The organism is Actinoplanes sp. NPDC026670 (assembly GCF_040638175.1).
Lineage (GTDB): Bacteria > Actinomycetota > Actinomycetes > Mycobacteriales > Micromonosporaceae > Actinoplanes.
The window spans coordinates 15,052-31,802 of the sequence record NZ_JBEZXU010000077.1 but is presented as its reverse complement, the minus strand read 5'-3'; the positions used below and the strand labels follow the sequence as shown (position 1 = coordinate 31,802).

The window sequence follows — 16,751 nt, the reverse complement described above, 5'->3', positions numbered from 1 at the left end:
TCCTCCAGCGTGTCGTCGGGTCATGGCGCTCCCAGGATGGCCAGGCCGGGCCGGGTACGCGTCATCCCTGCCGAGTGATCCGTTCCGTTGCGGCGGGTGGTCGCGGACTCATCCGTAGCGGATGAACTGCGCGCCTGATCTGCAACTTGCACGCAGGGGAAACGGCGTTCTTCGGCGTAACGCGCGAATACCGGCGGTTGCCGCCCGTGCGCGCACTGTGATTCGGTTTGCCCCGGGGCCGGAAAGATCGTCTGGGGGCGATGTGAGAGAACGGACGGACCAGCGCATCGAGAGCAGTGTGGGCCGGCGGCCCCGGTTGATCGCGGCACTGGACGACGGCGTCCAGCGGGCGGTGACGCTGATTTGTGCCGGGCCGGGCTGGGGCAAGACCACTCTGGCCGAGGCCTGGGCGGCCGAACGGGCGGCCGGATGGCTCACCCTGGACGCCCGGCACAACGACCCGGATCACTTCCGGGCCGACCTGGAGCTGGCGCTGCGCGACGGGGACCCGGGCGTGCTGATCCTCGACGATCTCCAGGCGATCACCGACCAGCGGGTCCTCGGCATCCTCGCCGGCATGGTCCAGCGCCGGTCCGAGCGGCTGCGGTTCGTGCTGATCAGCCGCCGCCGGCCGGACCTCGCACTGCACCGGCTGCGGATCAGCGGCGACCTCACCGAGATCGGGGCGGCCGACCTCGGGTTCCAGCTCGACGAAGCGGCCGAGTTGCGGCGCGACCGGAGCCGGCACGACCTCGCCGAACTGGTCCGCCGGACCGAGGGCTGGCCGGCCGGGCTCCGGCTCCTCCTCGACACCCCGGACCCGGCCGCCGCCGACGAGATCGCCGAGGAGTACCTGATCCGTGAGGTGCTGCCCGGCCTGGACGACCGGGCCCGGGAGTTCCTGCTGCGGACCAGCATCCCGAACCGGATCTGCGGGCATCTCGCCGACGCGCTGACCGGCGACCACGACGGCCACCGGATACTGGAACACCTGGTCCAGCGCAACCTGTTCGTGGAGCGCTGCGGCGACGACCGCTGGTTCCGCTACCACCCGCTGTTCCGGTCGGCGCTGCGCCGGCGCCTGGCCCGCCGGCGGCCCGCCGAACCGGCGCGGCTGCACCGCGCCACGGCCGCCTGGCACGTGAAGAACGGCAGCGTGCTCACCGCCATCGTGCACGCCGCGGAATCCGGTGACTGGGACATGACCGCGCGGTATGTGGTCCGGCGCGGCCTGCCCCTGTTCACCTCGGCCGACCGTCCACAACTGGTCGAGGTGCTCCGGCGCGTCCCGCTGGAGCGGCTGTCCGACTCGGCCGAGCTGGCCGTGTGCGGGGCGATCCTGGTGTACGCGCACGGCGACCACGCGGCCATGCCCCGCGCCGTGGCCACCGCGGAGGCGCTGCTCGCCGGCCGCGACGACGCGGCCCGCACCGAGGTCGGCGCAGCGCTCGCCGTGCTCCGGGCCACCTCGGTGGTGCGCTGGCGCGGCGAGATGACCCAGCTGATCGAGACCAGCACCACCGCCCTGAACGACCTGGCCCGGCGCACCTTCGACGAGCTCCCGGCGCTGACCCAGTACCGCGCGATGATGCTCAACTGCAAGGGCGCCGGACTGCTCTGGACCGGCCGCCTCGACCACGCCGACCGCTACCTGTGGGCCGCCACCGGTTCGGCCCGCACCGCAGACGTGCCGCTCTTCGAGATCAACTCGCTGGCGCTGCTGGCCCAGCTCGCTTTCGTGCAGGGCGCTCTGCGCGAGTCCGAGCGGCACGCCGACGCAGCCGACCAGATCGCCCGGCGCCTCGATGTGCAGTACCGGATGGCGATGGGCCCGGCGTACCTGGCCCGGGCTCTCGTCGAATCCGAGCGTGGCCGGGACGCCGAGGCCGAGGAGCAGCTGCGCAAGGCGCTGCACGCGATCGGCGAACGGCCCGAGGTGGCCCAGTCGGTGCTGGCCGGGCTGGTCCGGGTCCGCCTGCTCACCGACCGCGGCGAGCCGGCCGCGGCCGGGGCGGTGCTGTCCCGGATCGCCGCCGAGATCGGCCCGCCGGTGTCCGCGCCGCTGCTCAACCGGTTGCTCGCGCTGGCCGACGCGGAGATCCGCCTGATGCTCGGCGACTCGGGCATGGTGCTGGCCCGCTACCGGGGCCGGGCCGGGCTGCTGCCCGCCGAGCAGCTCTGCCTGGCCCGCGCCTTCCAGGCCACCGGCAACGCGGCAGCCGCCGAGACCCTGCTCGGCCGGGTCCGGGACGGCTCCGACCGCGTGTCCGCGGTCGGCGCCTGGATCCTCACCGCGCTCACCGCCGACAGTCAGGGCCGCAGCTCGGTGGCGAGCGAGGCGCTGGCCCGCGCGCTCGCGATCGCCGAGCCGGAGCGGATCCGCCGCCCGTTCCGGACCTACGACGCCCAGCGGGTGCTGGTCCTGGCCGAGCGCCGGCAGTGGCTGACCGAACTGCGCGGGCCGGCGGGCGGCGGCGGGGTGCTCGCCGAGATCACCGGCGAGATCCCGGTGCTGCCGGGGGTGCCGGCGGCCGGGCCGCTCAGCGAGCGGGAGGTGGACGTGCTCCAGTACCTGCCAACCGTGCTGACCGCCGCGGAGATCGCCGTCAACCTCGGCATCTCGGTCAACACCGTGAAGGCCCACATGCGGTCGATCTACCGGAAATACGGTGTCGGCCGCCGCCGGGAAGCCGTGATCGCCGCACGCCAGGCCGGCCTGATCTGATGCGGACGGCCATCGGCGGCGGCGGGACCGACGTGCTCGACCGTAACGAGATCGAGGTGCTGCTGACCCTCGCCGAACAGCTGCACGTCGGCCGTACCGCGGAACGCCTGCACCTGCCCAGCGCCCGGGTCACCCGGATCATCCAGCGCCTGGAACGGCGGATCGGGGCGAGCCTGTTCGTCCGCAACAGCCGGGTCGTCGGGCTGACCCCGGTCGGCGCGCGGCTGGTCGGCGATCTCGCTCCGCACGTGGCCGGGATCGAGGCGGCGGTCCGCCGGGCGGTCGAGGCGAGCCGCGGCATCCGGGGCACCCTGCGGGCCGGGTTCGCCGGGGCGGTCGCCGGACGGCTTCTGCTCGGCGCGGTCGCGACGTTCAACGACAGACATCCCGGCTGTACGGTCCACGTCCACGAGACACGCATCGGCGACGCCGCCCGCGACCTGGACCTGCTCATCACGGCACCGCCGGTCGACGGCATGCGGGTCGGCCCGGTGCTGCTCGCCGAACCGTGGGTGCTCGCGGTCGCCCGTGGCCATCCGCTCGCCGCAAGTCCCGAGGCCACCCGCGACGCGCTGGCCGGCTTCCCGGTGATCCGGCTGCGCGCCGGGGCCGCCGAGGAGTCCCGGATCTACCGGCTCCCACCCGGCCCGGCGCGGCCCGGGCCGGAGGCGAGCAACTTTCCGGAGGCGCTGGCCCTGGTCGCCGCCGGGCGGGGCGTCTTCCCGGTCGGCGAGCACGCGGCCCGCTTCTCACCCCGCACCGACGTCGTGCTGCTGCCGATGCCGGGACTCCCGCCGGTCCAGTGGGCCGCGGTCTGGCCGGCCGGCGGTGAGTCGGGCCTCCTGCGGGCCTTCCTCGATCTGGCATAGGGTCGGAACCGGACATATACCCGAAGAGTGAGGGGATCGTCGTGACGCACCACGTGTACCGGCTCACCGAGGTGGTCGGCAGCAGCCCGGAGAGCATCGATGACGCCGTCCGTACCGCTGTGCGAAAGGCCGCCGAGACCGTCCGCAACATCGAGTGGTTCGAGGCGAAGGAGATCCGCGGTCAGGTCGTCGACGGCGAGGTCGCCCACTACCAGGTGCTGGTCAAGCTCGGGTTCCGCGTCGACGACTGACCCGTTCACCGCAGCGTGTGCAGGATCGCCGCGAACCCGGCCGGGTCCCGCAGATGCGGAAAGGCCTCGGCGCCCAGGTGGGTCGACCGGGGCAGGGCGCCGGTGAGCCAGTCACGGTAGGCGGCCGGCAGGGCCGGATCAAGATGGGGTACGGCGAACTGCCGGTACACCTCCGGAACGTCGTCGAGGGGCGCCGGCCCGGAGCTGCCGACCGTGACCACGCGCTGGGTGCTGTACCGGGCCGCGAACCGTTCGGACAGGTGCGCGGCCTCGGCGTGCGCGATCAGGATCGGAGCGCGGCGCAGGTCCAGCCCGTGCACGAGCATCGCCAGGTCGTGGGCCAGATCGTCGACGTCGCAGTGGTCGCGCGGCGCCGATTCGCCGTGGCCGGGCAGGTCGACGGCGACCGCGGTGATGTCGTCGGCGAGTTCGGCGGCCATCGGCCACCACATGGTGCGGTCGTAGTGGAGTCCGTGCAGCAGCACCACCGGGCGGCCGGAGCAGCCCCAGCGGTCGTAGACGAGCGTGCCGTGGGTATGGGTGGTACGCCGAGGGGGTCGAGGGTGCACGATGGGTCGTCTTCCTGATCGGCAGGCGCAACGGGGGGAGTGGCGGGTGGACGGACCCGTCTCCTACACCCGCAGCACACCCAGCCGGCTCAGCAGCACACCGGGAACCGCCGAGGCGGGAATCAGAAGATCAACTTCACCGTGGTGGTACGGCACGGAGGCCACCGTCACGCTCCGGGCCCGCTGGTTGAGGCGCGGAGTCCAGTCGTTGCCGTGCTGATGCTCGTGCTCGGAGGTGACCGCGCCCCCATGGTGCTGATCGGCACACGCCGTGGACACCTGCGCGCCGGCCCGGTGATGAGGGGCCGCCGCCGAGAACAGCGAACTGGCCGCCAGCAGCAGCACCACCATGACGACGACCGCGAACGCCCACCGAACCGTCGGGTGTGGGCGAACGTTCACCGCCCCAGAATAGCCCCGCCCCCACGCGCCCCCAGGCACCAGCCATCACCGTGCCAACCCATGGTCCGTTCCACACCGCAGCTCGGCACGCGTCAGCGATGAAGCGGCAATGTGCCGACCCACGGCTCGTCTCGAACCGCTGGCCGGCACGTTGCGGGGGCGCGGCGGGAGTGTGCCGGGCTGTGGTTCGTTTCGCACCGCTGGCCGGCACGCGTCAGCGGCAAAGCTGCAACGTGCCGAGTGGCGGTTCGTTTCGCACCGCTGGCCGGCACGCTCCGGAGAGCGTGCCGGGCCGCCGTGACCTCAGTCGACGTCGACGATCTCCCGGCCGAGGGGCCACAGGGCGGCCGGGACCAGCTTGAAGTTGGCGATGCCGAACGGGATGCCGATGATCGTCACGCACTGGGCGACGCCCGCGGCGACGTGGGCCAGCGCGATCCACCAGCCGAACAGGACGAGCCACAGGATGTTGGCGATGCCGGAGGCGACACCGGCGTCGCGACGGTCGACGATGGTCCGGCCGAAGGGCCACAGCGAATACACCGCGAGGCGCATCGACGCGACACCGAACGGGATGGTCACGATGAGGGCGAAACAGATGAGAGCCGCGAAGCCGTAGCCGATCGCGAGTAGGAAGCCGCTGCCGAAGATGAACCAGAGGATGTTGAGGATCAAGCGCACGAGTTCATGATGACCTACCCGCGCCAAGCGTCACCGGCGAGAACGCCGCCACGAGCGGCAGCATGATCACGAAGGTGGTGCCGGCCCCGGGTGCCGAGTCGACGCTGATCTGGCCGCCCGCGTCGGTGACGATGCCGTAGACCGTGGACAGCCCGAGCCCGGTGCCCCGGTCCACCGGTTTCGTGGTGAAGAACGGCTCGAACAGCCGCTCCTTGACCTCGGCCGTCATGCCGGTGCCGGTGTCGCGCACGGTGAGCTTGCCGAACGTGTCGACCCGGTCGGTCTCGATGGTCACGTCGCCGCCGTCGGGCATCGCGTCCCGGGCGTTGATCACGAGGTTCATCAGGATCTGGTCGAGGCGGCCGCGGTTGGCCCGTACCGGCACGGGTTCGGGGTGTGGCCGGCAGGTCAGCCGGATCAGGCCGCCGATGCTGCGGCCGAGCAGTTCCTGCGCGTCGGTGACGACACGGTTCAGGTCGACTGTCTCGACCTCGGTGGGCTCGCGTTTGGCGAAGAGCAGCAGCTGGCTGGTGAGCGCGCCGGCCCGGCCGGCGGCGTCGCGGATGCGGGCCAGATCGCGGGCGCCGGCCGGGGTGACCTCGTCGGCCATCATGTCGGCGTAGTTGACGATGATGGCGAGCAGGTTGTTGAAGTCGTGCGCGACTCCGCCGGCGAGGTGGCCGAGGCTCTCCATGCGTTCGGCGCGGATCCGGCGCAGTTTGTCGGTGACGTCACGTTCGGTGGTGGCGGCGGCGACGATGGCGCCTGTCGCGTCGCGGATCGGTGACACGGCGACCGACACCGTCACCGGGCTGCCGTCCCGGCGGATCCGGCGGACCTCGTCCAGGTGGATCTCCTTGCCGGCGGCGAGTTCGGCGAGGGTGTGGTCGACGACGGCGAGGCGTTCGGGTGGCAGGACCCGGCGGACGTCGCCGCCGACCATCTCGTCCGCGGTGTAGCCGTAGAGGCGTTCTGCGCCGCTGTTCCACGAGGTGACCCTCCCGTCGAGGGTGGTGCCGATGACCGCGTCGGACGACTGTTCGGCGAACGCGGCGAGCATCTCCCGCTCCCGTGCTGCCTCCGCCGCGACGCCCAGCAGCCGGTGGTGGTGCCGGGCGAGGCCCCAGCCGATGACCGTGATGGTGACCATCACGATGAGCCGCAGGAACTGATCGAGAGTGCCGAGCAGCCCTTGCCATGTGGAGATCGCGAAGGCCGCGGCCAGGGCGTAGGCGCCGGTCGCCAGGACGGCGACCGGGCTGGCCGAGGCCGCGGCGAGCGCGGGGCCGAGGGCGAGCATCCCGAAGGTGAGCATGCGGGGCGGTGTCGCGGCCGACAACATCGCCAGCACCGTCACCACAGCGAACGAGACGATGACGTACGACCGGGACGTTTTCCCCACCTTTTCAGCCTATAGCTGGTGATTCATGGAGGTGTCGGATCGGACTGTCACGTACCGCTGGGCTGCCTCGTCCCTGTGGCATGAGCATCCCGATCTCCACCAAGCGCCTCGCCGCCGCGATGCTGGCCGTCTCGGCGGCGGTCCTCGGCGTCTGGGCCGCGGCCTTTCCGCTCTCGTTCCACAACGACTTCCCGCTTCCCGGACGGCATTGGGTGTCTGCGCTGGGCCCGTACAACGAGCACCTGACCCGCGACGTGGGCGGCCTGTTCCTGGCCCTGCTGGTGCTGAGCGTCTGGGCGCTGCGCCGGCCCACCCCGTCCGCGCTACGGGTGACCGGCGGCGCCTGGACCGTCTTCACCGCCCAGCATTTCCTCTGGCATGCCTTCCATCTGGGCGTGTTCCCGGTCGCCGACCGGATCGGCAACGTGGTCGCCCTGGCCGCGATGCTGCTGCTCGCGGTTCTGCTCCTGCTCCCGGACCGTCGCCCGGCCGCCCTTCCGGCCGCGCGTGTGTCAGGTGTAGCCTGACGCTGTCAGGATGTGCCTGACAGTGCCCGAGGGGGGCGTGATGACCGACGTCAAGCTCAACTGTTCGTTCTGTGCCAAGCCGGCCGATGCGGTCGAGAAGCTGATCGCCGGGCCCGGCGTCTACATCTGCAACGAGTGCGTCGGGCTCTGCAACGACGTGCTCGGCATCGAGCAGCAACGTGCGCCGGACGAGCCGTCCACACCTCTGCCGGTGTGGGAGGAGTCGATGACCGACGAGCAGATCCTCGAGGTGCTGCCGCGCATCGCCGCGGTCGGCGTGCAGACCGAGGCCAGCCTCCAGCGGCTGGTCACCATCCTGCGCGAGCGGCGGGTGACCTGGGCGCGGATCGGGGCCGCGTTGCAGATCACCCGCCAGTCGGCGTGGGAGCGGTTCTCCGGCGAGGAGTGAGGGCGCCGCGCCGCAGGAGCAAGGCCAGGGTCAGGGCCAGGGTCAGAGGGTGAAGCCGGACACCAGTTCGCGCAGCTCGTTGCTGGTCCGGCTCAGGTTGCCGGCGTTCTCCCGGGCCTTGGTGGCGACCGTCGTGGTGGCGCCGACCGCACCGGCCACCCCGGCGATGTTGCCGGCGATGTCGGCGCTGGCGTCCGCGACCTCGGCCACGTTGCGGGTCATCTCGCTGGTGGTGGCGGTCTGCTCCTCGACGGCGGCGGCGATCAGGGTCTGGAAGTCGCTGATCCGGGCCACCACGTCGCCGATCTGGCCGATCGCGCCGACCGCCTCGTGCGAGTCCGACTGGATCGCCTTGACCAGCCGGGCGATCTCGTCGGTGGCCCGCGCGGTCTCCTGGGACAGCTCCTTGACCTCACCGGCCACCACCGCGAAGCCCTTGCCGAGCTCACCGGCCCGGGCCGCCTCGATGGTGGCGTTCAGGGCGAGCAGGTTCGTCTGCTCGGCGATCGCCGTGATCATCTTGACCACGGCGCTGATCTCGGCCGACGAGTCGCCCAGCTTGGACACGGTCCGGTTGGTCCGGTCGACGACGGTGACCGCCTCGCCGGCGACGCGGGCCGCTTCACCGGCGTTGCGGGCGATCTCGTCGATCGCCTGGCTCATCTCGGCGCTGCCGGCCTGCAGGGTGTGCACGTTGCCGGAGACGTGACCGGCCGACGTGGCGACCGTCGCGGCCTGGGTGTCCATCTCGGTGCTGGCGTCGGCGATCTGCTCGGACACCGCCGACAGCTCCTGGGACGCGCCGGCGACCGCGCTCGCGTGCCCGGCGATGGCGGAGACCGTCTCGCGCAGTGACGACGCGGTCTCGTTCACCGCCTCGCCGAGGCGCCCCAGCTCGTCGCGGCGTTTCAGGTCGACGCTGACGGTCAGGTCGCGGTCGGCCAGGCGGCGCAGGGCCGCGACCACGGTGGCCAGCGGGCCGACCACGGACCTGGTGACCCAGACGCCCATCAGCACCGCGACCAGGACAGCCAGCGCGAGCGCCACGCCGAGCATGGTGAGGGCGGTCGTCCGTACCCGATCGACCTCGGCCCGCAGTGCCGCGGCCCGGGCGTTGACGGATTCGTCGAGTTCCGCGGTGATGTCGAGGATCTTGACGTAGGCCTTGGAGGCGTCGCCGCCGTTGACGCTGTCCATCGTCTTGGCGATGGCCGCCTTGTCGTTCGCGGACAACCACTCGTTCAGCGTGTCGTCCCAGGTGAAGAAGTCGTCCCAGGCCGGTTCGAGCTGGTCGAACAGGGCTCGTTCGGCGTCGGTCATGCCGGCGGTGTCCGTCGCTTTCAGACCGTCGTAGACGGCCTTCTTCGACTTGAGCTCGCCCTGCCGGTTGTAGCCGTCCGCGCCGGTGGCCTGCTGGTATCCGTAGGCCGCGACGTCACCGATCCAGAGAGCCTGCCAGCCGGTCACGTCGGCGGCGTTGTACTTGACGGCCTGCACGTCGTCGCGAGTCTGTTCCAGGCCCGCCATCTGCCGCTCGGCGGCGGCCTGCTGCCGCAGCCCCCACCACCCGGCGCCGGCCGAGGTGACGATGAGAGCGGTCAGGGCGCAGTACGAAACGGCGAGTCGTTTGCCGACACTGATGTCACCGAGACGCATCGGAATTCTTCTCCTAATGAATGTGTGTGCCTTCCTCTCGGCGCAGTGATCATCGGACTGAGGGAAACGGCGCCACGGGGACGGCCCGCGGCGCCGTTCCACGCTCAGGCTGCGGCGCAGGTCACAGCCGGGTTGTTGTTGGTTGTCCCGCGGGAGGCGGTGAAGCCCCAGCTCGTCTCGGCGCCGGCGGCCAGCTTGCCGTTGTAGGAGGCGTTGCGGGCGGTGACCGTCTCACCCGAGGTGGTCACCGTGGCGTTCCACGTGTTGGTGAAGCGCTGCCCGTTGGGCCAGGTCCACGTCACGGTCCAGCTGTTGACCGCGCTGCTGCCCGCCTTGACGGTGACGTTGCCCTGGAAGCCGCCGGTCCACGAGTTGGTGACCGCGTAGGTGGCGGTGCACCCACCGGCGGGCGGGTTGCTGGGCGACGGCGAGTTCGACGGCGGGTTCGACGGGGAGGGGCTGCTCGGCGACGGGGACGAGGTCCCGCCGAACACGCTGGCCTCCTTCGACGTGGCCTTGATGCCGTTGGCGCCGTTGAACAGCCGCTGGCCCCAGCTGGTCAGCTGGGCCGGGTCGAAGTTGGTGACCAGGTCGAGGTATTCGACGCCGCCGCCGTTGCCGGACCACGACCAGCCCAGGTATCCGATGCCGAGCTGCTGGCTGGTGGCCAGGATGGTGTCCTCGTCGGGGTTGCCGTCGGAGTGGTTGTGCCCGAACTCGCCGACCACGATCGGCAGTCCCGCCGACTGGAAGCGGCCCAGGTAGTCGTTGATCTCGGCGGCGGTGTCGAACACGCCGTACATGTGGATGGAGAAGACGGTGTTGCGGCTGGGGTCGGCGGCGAAGACCGAGGCGGCGTTGTCGCGCATGATGAACTGCCAGTCCTGGCCCCAGTTCGGCGCGTCCACCATGATCTGGTGCTGGAACCCGGCGGCCCGCAGGCGGCTGATCGCGGACTTGGTGTCGGCGGTCCAGTTCGTCGAGGCGGTGCCGTTGCCGTACGGCTCGTTGCCGATGTTCAGGATGACGAAGTTCTCCTGGCCGGTCAGGGCGCTCTTGACGGAGATCCAGTAGTCGACGGCCTGGGCCAGGGTGGCCGCGCCGGACTGCTCGCCGTACCCGGTGGTGTCGTGCACCTCGAGCACACAGATCAGCCGGTTGGCCTTGCACTGGGTGATCACGTTGCTGACGTCGGAGGCCGAGTTCGCGGTCCAGCGCTGGCCACTGGCGAGCACCACCCGGACGGTGTTGGCGCCGAGGGCCTTGATGTCGGCCAGTGACTTGCTGGTCTGGCTCGCGTACCAGGTGTGCGCGTGGTTGACCCCGCGCATCAGGAACGTGTTGCCGTTGGCGTCCAGGATGCGGGTGCCGGAGACGGTGAACCCGGCGGCGGCCTGTGCCGGCTGGGCGAGGGTGAGGACCGCCGCGGCGGCGGTCAGGACGGCCGCGAGGCCGCCCCACCATTTGGCTTTCATGGGGATTCCTCCCTGTCCGTCAGGGGACGGCGACGGACAGATGTCGGGGGACGGTCGTCGAGAATCTAAAAGGACTTAACTAAGCCGGTCAAGAGGCAGAAGGCTAATGATCTTCGATGAGAACCCGCGCTTGACATCGCAAACTTAAGCCGCTTAATAATGAGCCACATCGAAGTTGATCCCTGCGTTGGAACGAGGAACCCGCCGATGAAGAAGACCGTCGCGGCGGCTGCCGCGGTGATGCTCGCGCTCGCCGGATGCTCCAGCTCCGACGGCGACGCGAAACCGGACGCCGCGAACAGCTCGATCACCATCTTCAACGGCGCGAACGGCACCATCGTGGAGAACTGGAATCCGTTCTCACCGACGCAGCTCCAGCCCACCAACGGCACCATGCACGAGGCGCTGTTCTGGTACAACGTGGCCAGCGAGGCGCCGCCGCAGCCGATGCTCGGCACCGCCTACCAGTGGAACGCCGACGGCACCGAGCTCACCATCACCACCCGTGAGGGCGTCACCTGGAACGACGGGAAGCCGTTCAGCGCCAAGGACGTGGCGTTCACCTTCGACCTGATCCGGCGCACCAAGGCGATCAACGCGACCGGCCTGGACCTCAAGTCCTCGGTGGCCAAGGACGACAAGACCGCCGTGCTCACCTTCGGCACCAAGTCGTTCACCGACGAGGCGTCGATCATCGGCCACACCCCGATCGTCCCGGAGCACGTCTGGAGCGCGATCGACGACCCGGCGAAGACCATCAACCCGAACCCGGTCGGCACCGGCCCGTACAAGCTGAAGTCCTTCTCCTCGCAGAGCTATGTCCTGGAGAAGAACCCGAGTTACTGGCAGCCCGGCAAACCGCAGATCCAGAACGTCCGCTACATCTCGCTGGCCACCGCCGACGCCGCCAGCGCGGCGCTCACCGCCGGTCAGGTCGACTGGATGAGCTCGTTCCTGCCCGGCCTGGACCAGCTGCTGAAGAACCACAAGGACCTGTCGTACGTGAACACGCCGGTCCTCACCGCGTCGATCTTCACGTGCTCGAGCACCGCCTACGGATGCTCCGGCCCGCAGACCGACACCGCCGTGCGCCAGGCCATCTACCACGCGCTCAACCGCGACCAGCTCAACAAACTCGCCGGCGGCGGGTACGCCGGAGTCGCCTCGCCGACCCTGCTGCTGCCCGAGCGCGACAAGAAATGGATCACCGACCCGACCCAGGTGACCGTGCCCGGCACCCCGGACGTGGCCAAGGCGAACCAGATCCTCGACGCGGCCGGCTGGGCCAAGGGCGGCGACGGCATCCGGGCCAAGGACGGCCAGCGCCTGTCGCTGACCATCCAGACCGTCACCGGCTGGAGCGACTTCATCTCGCTCAACGACGCCATGGGCCAGCAGCTCAAGGAAGCCGGCATCGAGCTCAAGCCGACCCAGCTGTCCTGGAACGAGTGGAACAACAACCAGGTGCAGGGCCGCTACCAGCTCTCCCTGGACTCCATCGGGCTCGGCGCCAACTCCAACCCGTACCACACCTACCAGGCCAAATACGCCACCGTGACCACCGCCAAGGTCGGTGAGGCGGCCCAGACCAGCGGCAACTTCGCCCGCTACAGCAACCCGGTGGTCGACGCCGCGCTCGACATCGCCGGCGGCACCAACGACGAGGCCGCGCAGAAGGAGCAGTACACGATCATCCAGAAGGAGATCGTGCGGGACCTGCCGTACATCCCGATCTACGTGAACTCGCTGCTCACCGAGTTCAACACCAGCCGCGCCACCGGCTGGCCGACCAACGACAACAAGTACGCGCTGCCCGCCTCCTGGAAGATCTGGGACAACGGCATCGTCCTGGCCAACCTCCAGCCCGCCAAGTAGCCCCGGGTGCGCCACCTGATCCGCAAGCTCGGTTTCTACGTGGTCGCCCTGTGGGCGGCGCTCACCGTCAACTTCGCGATCCCGCGGATGATGCCGGGCGACCCCGTGGAGATCATGCTGTCCAAGATGGGCCAGAAGGGCCCGGTGACCGCGGAGACCCGCAAAGCCATCGAGGCCCTGCTCGGCGCCGACTCCAGCCGGTCGCTGCTCGCCCAGTACGGCGACTACCTGGCCGGGCTGGCCCGCGGCGACCTGGGTGTCTCGCTGGTGTTCTTCCCGGCGCCGGTCAGCACGATCATCGGGCAGACCCTGCCCTGGACGATCGGGCTGATCGGCCTGGCCACCGTCATCTCGTTCCTGACCGGTGTCGGCCTGGGCACCGTCGCCGGCTGGAAACGCGGCTCGTGGACCGACAACCTCATCCCGGTCACCACGATGTTCCAGTCCGTGCCGTACTTCTGGCTCGCCCTGATCCTGCTCTTCGTGCTCGGCAGCGTCTGGCCGGTCTTCCCGCTCAACGGCGGATACGACGTCTACAACGTGACCCCCGGCTGGAACGGGCCCTTCCTCGGCTCGGTCCTCTACTACGGAACCCTGCCGGCGCTCACCATCATCATCTCGTCGATCGGCGGCTGGATGCTCGGCATGCGCAACATGATGGTCGCCACGCTCTCCGAGGACTACATGATCACCGCCGAGGCCAAAGGGCTCAGACCCAGAAAGATCATGATTCGGTACGCGGCACGCAACGCGATCCTGCCGTCCGTCTCCGGGTTCGCCATCTCGCTCGGTTTCGTGGTCGCCGGGTCGATCGTCACCGAGGCCGTCTTCTCCTACCCCGGCATCGGATCCGCCCTGCTCCAGGCCGTCGGCGGCAACGACTACGCCCTCATGCAGGGCATCTTCCTGATCATCACGCTGTCCGTGCTGGGCGCGAACCTGCTGGTCGACCTGCTCTACTCGGTCGTCGACCCGCGGATCCGGACCGCCCCGTGACCGGCAAACTCACCGTGGGCCTGCTCATCGCCGTGCCGATCGCGCTGTTCGGGCTGCTCGGCCCGCTCGTCGTGCAGGACCCGCTGCGCGTCGACGACATCGGGCTCACCCCGCCCAGCGCCGACCACCTGCTCGGCACCACCCAGACCGGGCAGGACGTGCTGGCCCAGCTCGCGTACTCGACCCGCGGCTCGCTGATCGTCGGCGCCGTCGTCGGGGTGCTCACCCTGCTGCTGTCCGGCTTCTTCGGCATCGTCGGCGCCTACGCGGGCGGCTGGCTGGACGAATCGTTCTCCCTGTTCATCAACGTCATGCTGGTGATCCCCGGGCTGCCGGTGGTGATCGTCATCTCGGCCTACATGCCGGACCGTAGCCTGCTGCTCGTCTCGATCGTGCTCGCCATCACCAGCTGGGCCGGGTCGGCCCGGGTGCTGCGTGGCTCCACCCTCAGCCTGCGCAGCCGCGACTACGTGCTGGCGAGCCGGGTCGCCGGGGAGAAACGGTGGCGGATCCTGCTCGTCGAGATCCTGCCCAACCTGGTCCCGCTGCTCGCCTCCCAGGTGGTGTTCGCGGTCATCTTCGCGATCCTCGGCGAAGCCGGCCTGTCCTACCTCGGGCTCGGCGCCAGCGGCACGTTCACCTGGGGGACCATGCTGTACTACGCGCAGAACGGCCTCGCGCTGCGACTCGGGGCGTGGTGGTGGTTCGTACCGCCGGGGCTGCTCCTCGCTCTTTTCGGGGCGGCCCTCGCGCTGATCAACTTCTCGATCGACGAGAAGATCAATCCCCGGCTCCGGGACCAGACCCGGGCCGCCCGCCGCGGCTGGCGGATGTCGCGCGAGCAGCTGCGCCGGGCCCGGGAGGCGACGCTGTGAGCGAGCCGGTGCTGACCGTCGAGAACCTGAGCGTCGACTATCTCGTCGATCCGGTCGTGCACGCGGTCAAGGACGTCTCCTTCACGCTGCGGCGCGGCGAGATCCTCGGACTGGCCGGTGAGAGCGGTTGCGGCAAGAGCACGCTGGCGTACGGGATGGTCCGTCTCCTCAAACCACCCGCCGTGATCACCGCGGGCCGCGCGGTGTTCCACGCCGCCGCACCCGCCTCCTCCCCTCCCGCGACTCCTTCCCCTTCCGCCGCGGCCCCCTCCTCGCCGGCTCCTTCGCCCTCGTCCGGCGAGGTCGACTGGGGTGAGCTGAACGCCGAGGAGCTGCGGACCGCCCGATGGGACCGGATCTCGATGGTCTTCCAGGGCGCCATGAACTCGCTCAACCCGGTGATCTCGATCCTCGACCAGTTCGAGGACGTGTTCGTCACGCACCGCCCCCGGATGTCCCGCGGCGAACGGCGGCGGCGCTGCGGTGACCTGCTGGAACGGGTGGGCGTGGACCGTACCAGATTGAGGTCCTATCCCCATGAGCTCTCCGGCGGCATGCGGCAGAGGGTGATGATCGCGATGGCCATGGCCCTGGAGCCGCAGATCATGATCATGGACGAGCCGACCACCGCCCTCGACGTCGTGGTGCAGCGCGACATCCTGCGCGAGATCAGCCGGCTCCGGGACGAACTCGGGTTCGCGGTCATCTTCATCACCCACGACCTGCCGCTGCTGCTGGAGATCAGCGACCGGATCGCCGTCATGCGGCACGGGGAGATCGTCGAACTCGACGACGCCGAGCGGATCTACCACGAGCCCCGGCACCAGTACACCCGCAAACTGCTGGCCTCCTTCCCCAGCCTCACCGGCGACCGCGCCGCGTTCGTCCGGGGCGGCGCCGCATGACCCGGCTGGAGGCGCGTGGCCTCGTCAAGGAGTACCGGTCGCGATCGGCGCGGCTGCGGGCCGTCGACGACGTCGGGTTCACCCTCGACCACGGCCGGACCGTCGCGCTGGTCGGGCAGAGCGGCAGCGGCAAGTCGACGATCGCCAGACTGCTGCTCCAGCTCGAACGCCCGACCGCCGGCGAGATCCTGCTCGACGGCCGGCCGGTCGCCCGGCGCGGCGCGGGGCTGGTCCGGTACCGGCGGCTGGTCCAGATGGTGTTCCAGGACCCGTTCGCGTCCCTCAACCCGCATCACGACGTCGCCCATCACTTGACCCGGCCGCTGCGGCTGCACCACCCCGAGCTGAGCCGCGCCGACATCGACGCCCGGGTCCGCCAGCTGCTCGAACGCGTCCAGCTCGACCCCGGAATGGCCGGCCGTCGCCCGCACGAGCTCTCCGGCGGCCAGCGGCAGCGGGTCGCCATCGCCCGCGCGCTGGCCCCGTCACCGGGCATCCTGATCGCCGACGAGCCGGTCTCGATGCTCGACGTGTCGATCCGCCTCGGCGTGCTCAACCTGCTGGCCACCCTCCAGCGCGAGGAGGACCTGGGCGTCCTCTACATCACCCACGACCTGGCCACGGCCCGGCACTTCTCCGACGACATCCTGGTCATGTACCGCGGGCGGATCGTCGAGCGCGGACCGGCCGACGAGGTGATCCTCAACCCGAAACACGAGTACACCCGGCTGCTGGCCGACGCGACGCCGAGCCCGGCACGCCGTTTCGGCCCGGCTGCGGCTGCGGCTGCGGGGCCGTTGGGTCCGGCTGCGGCTTCGGGGCCGGCCGTGGTCCCGGACCCTGGTTTGCTCGGGCCTCAGGATGCCTGACTGAACACGGCGCCGGCCAGCCAGACGTCGGCCAGGTCGCTCAGCGGGATGTCGAGGGCCTGGCTGAGGCAGACGACCGTGCCGAATGCGGGCGCCGGCAGCCGGCCCGTCTCGATCTTGCGCAGGGTCTCCGGCGAGATGCCGGCCGCCAGAGCCACCTCGACCAGGCTGCGTGCGCCCCGCGCGGCCCGGAGCGCGGCCCCGAGACGCTGGCCCGCGGCGATCTGTTCGGCGGTGAGCGGTTGGCGAACCATGCCCGCAGGAT

The 16,751-nt window shown here is 70.4% G+C and carries 16 protein-coding genes and 1 pseudogene; 10 read left to right on the top strand and 7 right to left on the bottom strand.

Going from position 1 to position 16,751, the window contains the following annotated elements:
- The first annotated feature begins 262 nt into the window (after positions 1-262).
- The 3 genes from AB0E94_RS44775 to AB0E94_RS44765 are packed head-to-tail and all read left to right on the top strand — an operon-like array spanning position 263 to position 3,845.
- Positions 263-2,725: a LuxR C-terminal-related transcriptional regulator gene (locus AB0E94_RS44775; RefSeq protein WP_360340038.1), complete on the top strand. Its 2,463-nt coding sequence runs from the start codon at positions 263-265 to the stop codon at positions 2,723-2,725.
- On the top strand, positions 2,725-3,594 hold the full coding sequence (locus AB0E94_RS44770; RefSeq protein ID WP_360340035.1) for a LysR family transcriptional regulator: 870 nt from the start codon (positions 2,725-2,727) through the stop codon (positions 3,592-3,594). Before AB0E94_RS44775 ends, AB0E94_RS44770 begins: the two co-directional genes overlap by 1 nt.
- Positions 3,595-3,635: 41 nt before the next feature.
- Entirely contained in the window at positions 3,636-3,845 is a 210-nt protein-coding gene (locus AB0E94_RS44765; RefSeq protein ID WP_360340032.1) for a dodecin, read from the top strand.
- A gap of 5 nt (positions 3,846-3,850) precedes the next feature.
- Here the strand turns inward: AB0E94_RS44765 and AB0E94_RS44760 are convergent, their stop codons facing one another.
- The 4 genes from AB0E94_RS44760 to AB0E94_RS44745 form a co-directional block, all read right to left on the bottom strand.
- Positions 3,851-4,414, bottom strand: coding sequence for an alpha/beta fold hydrolase (locus AB0E94_RS44760; protein ID WP_360340029.1), 564 nt, complete (start codon positions 4,412-4,414; stop codon positions 3,851-3,853).
- Positions 4,415-4,477: 63 nt separating this feature from the next.
- Complete coding sequence (locus AB0E94_RS44755; RefSeq protein WP_360340026.1) at positions 4,478-4,816, bottom strand: hypothetical protein; 339 nt, start codon at positions 4,814-4,816, stop codon at positions 4,478-4,480.
- 303 nt (positions 4,817-5,119) lie between these two features.
- Entirely contained in the window at positions 5,120-5,491 is a 372-nt protein-coding gene (locus tag AB0E94_RS44750) for a YccF domain-containing protein (protein WP_360340096.1), read from the bottom strand.
- 10 nt (positions 5,492-5,501) lie between these two features.
- On the bottom strand, positions 5,502-6,899 hold the full coding sequence (locus AB0E94_RS44745; protein WP_360340023.1) for an ATP-binding protein: 1,398 nt from the start codon (positions 6,897-6,899) through the stop codon (positions 5,502-5,504).
- Positions 6,900-6,979: 80 nt separating this feature from the next.
- Here AB0E94_RS44745 and AB0E94_RS44740 point away from each other — a divergent pair, with 80 nt between their 5' ends.
- Positions 6,980-7,426 carry a hypothetical protein gene (locus AB0E94_RS44740; RefSeq protein WP_360340020.1) on the top strand — a complete coding sequence of 149 codons (447 nt, stop codon included), beginning with the start codon at positions 6,980-6,982 and terminating at the stop codon, positions 7,424-7,426.
- A gap of 40 nt (positions 7,427-7,466) precedes the next feature.
- Positions 7,467-7,589 (top strand): annotated as a pseudogene (locus AB0E94_RS44735) (ClpX C4-type zinc finger protein); the annotation flags it as partial.
- 288 nt (positions 7,590-7,877) lie between these two features.
- Here AB0E94_RS44735 and AB0E94_RS44730 read toward each other — a convergent pair.
- Both AB0E94_RS44730 and AB0E94_RS44725 read right to left on the bottom strand, forming a co-directional pair.
- Positions 7,878-9,491, bottom strand: a complete 1,614-nt coding sequence (locus tag AB0E94_RS44730; protein WP_360340017.1) for a methyl-accepting chemotaxis protein — start codon at positions 9,489-9,491, stop codon at positions 7,878-7,880.
- Between the two features lie 104 nt (positions 9,492-9,595).
- Positions 9,596-10,966, bottom strand: a complete 1,371-nt coding sequence (locus AB0E94_RS44725) for a cellulase family glycosylhydrolase (protein ID WP_360340014.1) — start codon at positions 10,964-10,966, stop codon at positions 9,596-9,598.
- Positions 10,967-11,173: 207 nt separating this feature from the next.
- Here AB0E94_RS44725 and AB0E94_RS44720 point away from each other — a divergent pair, with 207 nt between their 5' ends.
- From AB0E94_RS44720 to AB0E94_RS44700, 5 genes are read left to right on the top strand one after another with little or no spacing between them, the layout of a single operon-like run.
- The gene (locus AB0E94_RS44720; protein WP_360340011.1) at positions 11,174-12,841 is read left to right on the top strand and encodes an ABC transporter substrate-binding protein; all 1,668 of its coding nucleotides are present in this window, start codon (positions 11,174-11,176) and stop codon (positions 12,839-12,841) included.
- Between the two features lie 6 nt (positions 12,842-12,847).
- Positions 12,848-13,837: an ABC transporter permease gene (locus AB0E94_RS44715; protein WP_360340008.1), complete on the top strand. Its 990-nt coding sequence runs from the start codon at positions 12,848-12,850 to the stop codon at positions 13,835-13,837.
- Positions 13,834-14,712: an ABC transporter permease gene (locus AB0E94_RS44710; RefSeq protein WP_360340005.1), complete on the top strand. Its 879-nt coding sequence runs from the start codon at positions 13,834-13,836 to the stop codon at positions 14,710-14,712. The genes AB0E94_RS44715 and AB0E94_RS44710 overlap by 4 nt, the downstream gene beginning before the upstream one ends.
- Complete coding sequence (locus AB0E94_RS44705; RefSeq protein WP_360340002.1) at positions 14,709-15,617, top strand: ABC transporter ATP-binding protein; 909 nt, start codon at positions 14,709-14,711, stop codon at positions 15,615-15,617. The genes AB0E94_RS44710 and AB0E94_RS44705 overlap by 4 nt, the downstream gene beginning before the upstream one ends.
- Entirely contained in the window at positions 15,614-16,486 is an 873-nt protein-coding gene (locus tag AB0E94_RS44700; protein WP_360339999.1) for an ATP-binding cassette domain-containing protein, read from the top strand. The genes AB0E94_RS44705 and AB0E94_RS44700 overlap by 4 nt, the downstream gene beginning before the upstream one ends.
- Here AB0E94_RS44700 and AB0E94_RS44695 read toward each other — a convergent pair.
- Complete coding sequence (locus tag AB0E94_RS44695) at positions 16,474-16,740, bottom strand: helix-turn-helix transcriptional regulator (protein WP_360339996.1); 267 nt, start codon at positions 16,738-16,740, stop codon at positions 16,474-16,476. The genes AB0E94_RS44700 and AB0E94_RS44695 overlap by 13 nt on opposite strands.
- Between the last annotated feature and the right edge of the window lie 11 nt (positions 16,741-16,751).

Coding starts and splice junctions, on each gene's coding strand:
- AB0E94_RS44770 (WP_360340035.1), top strand. CDS start 2,725: ATGCGGACGGCCATCGGCGGCGGCGGGACCGACGTGCTCGACCGTAAC.
- AB0E94_RS44740 (WP_360340020.1), top strand. CDS start 6,980: ATGAGCATCCCGATCTCCACCAAGCGCCTCGCCGCCGCGATGCTGGCC.
- AB0E94_RS44730 (WP_360340017.1), bottom strand. CDS start 9,491: ATGCGTCTCGGTGACATCAGTGTCGGCAAACGACTCGCCGTTTCGTAC.
- AB0E94_RS44725 (WP_360340014.1), bottom strand. CDS start 10,966: ATGAAAGCCAAATGGTGGGGCGGCCTCGCGGCCGTCCTGACCGCCGCC.
- AB0E94_RS44720 (WP_360340011.1), top strand. CDS start 11,174: ATGAAGAAGACCGTCGCGGCGGCTGCCGCGGTGATGCTCGCGCTCGCC.
- AB0E94_RS44700 (WP_360339999.1), top strand. CDS start 15,614: ATGACCCGGCTGGAGGCGCGTGGCCTCGTCAAGGAGTACCGGTCGCGA.
- AB0E94_RS44695 (WP_360339996.1), bottom strand. CDS start 16,740: ATGGTTCGCCAACCGCTCACCGCCGAACAGATCGCCGCGGGCCAGCGT.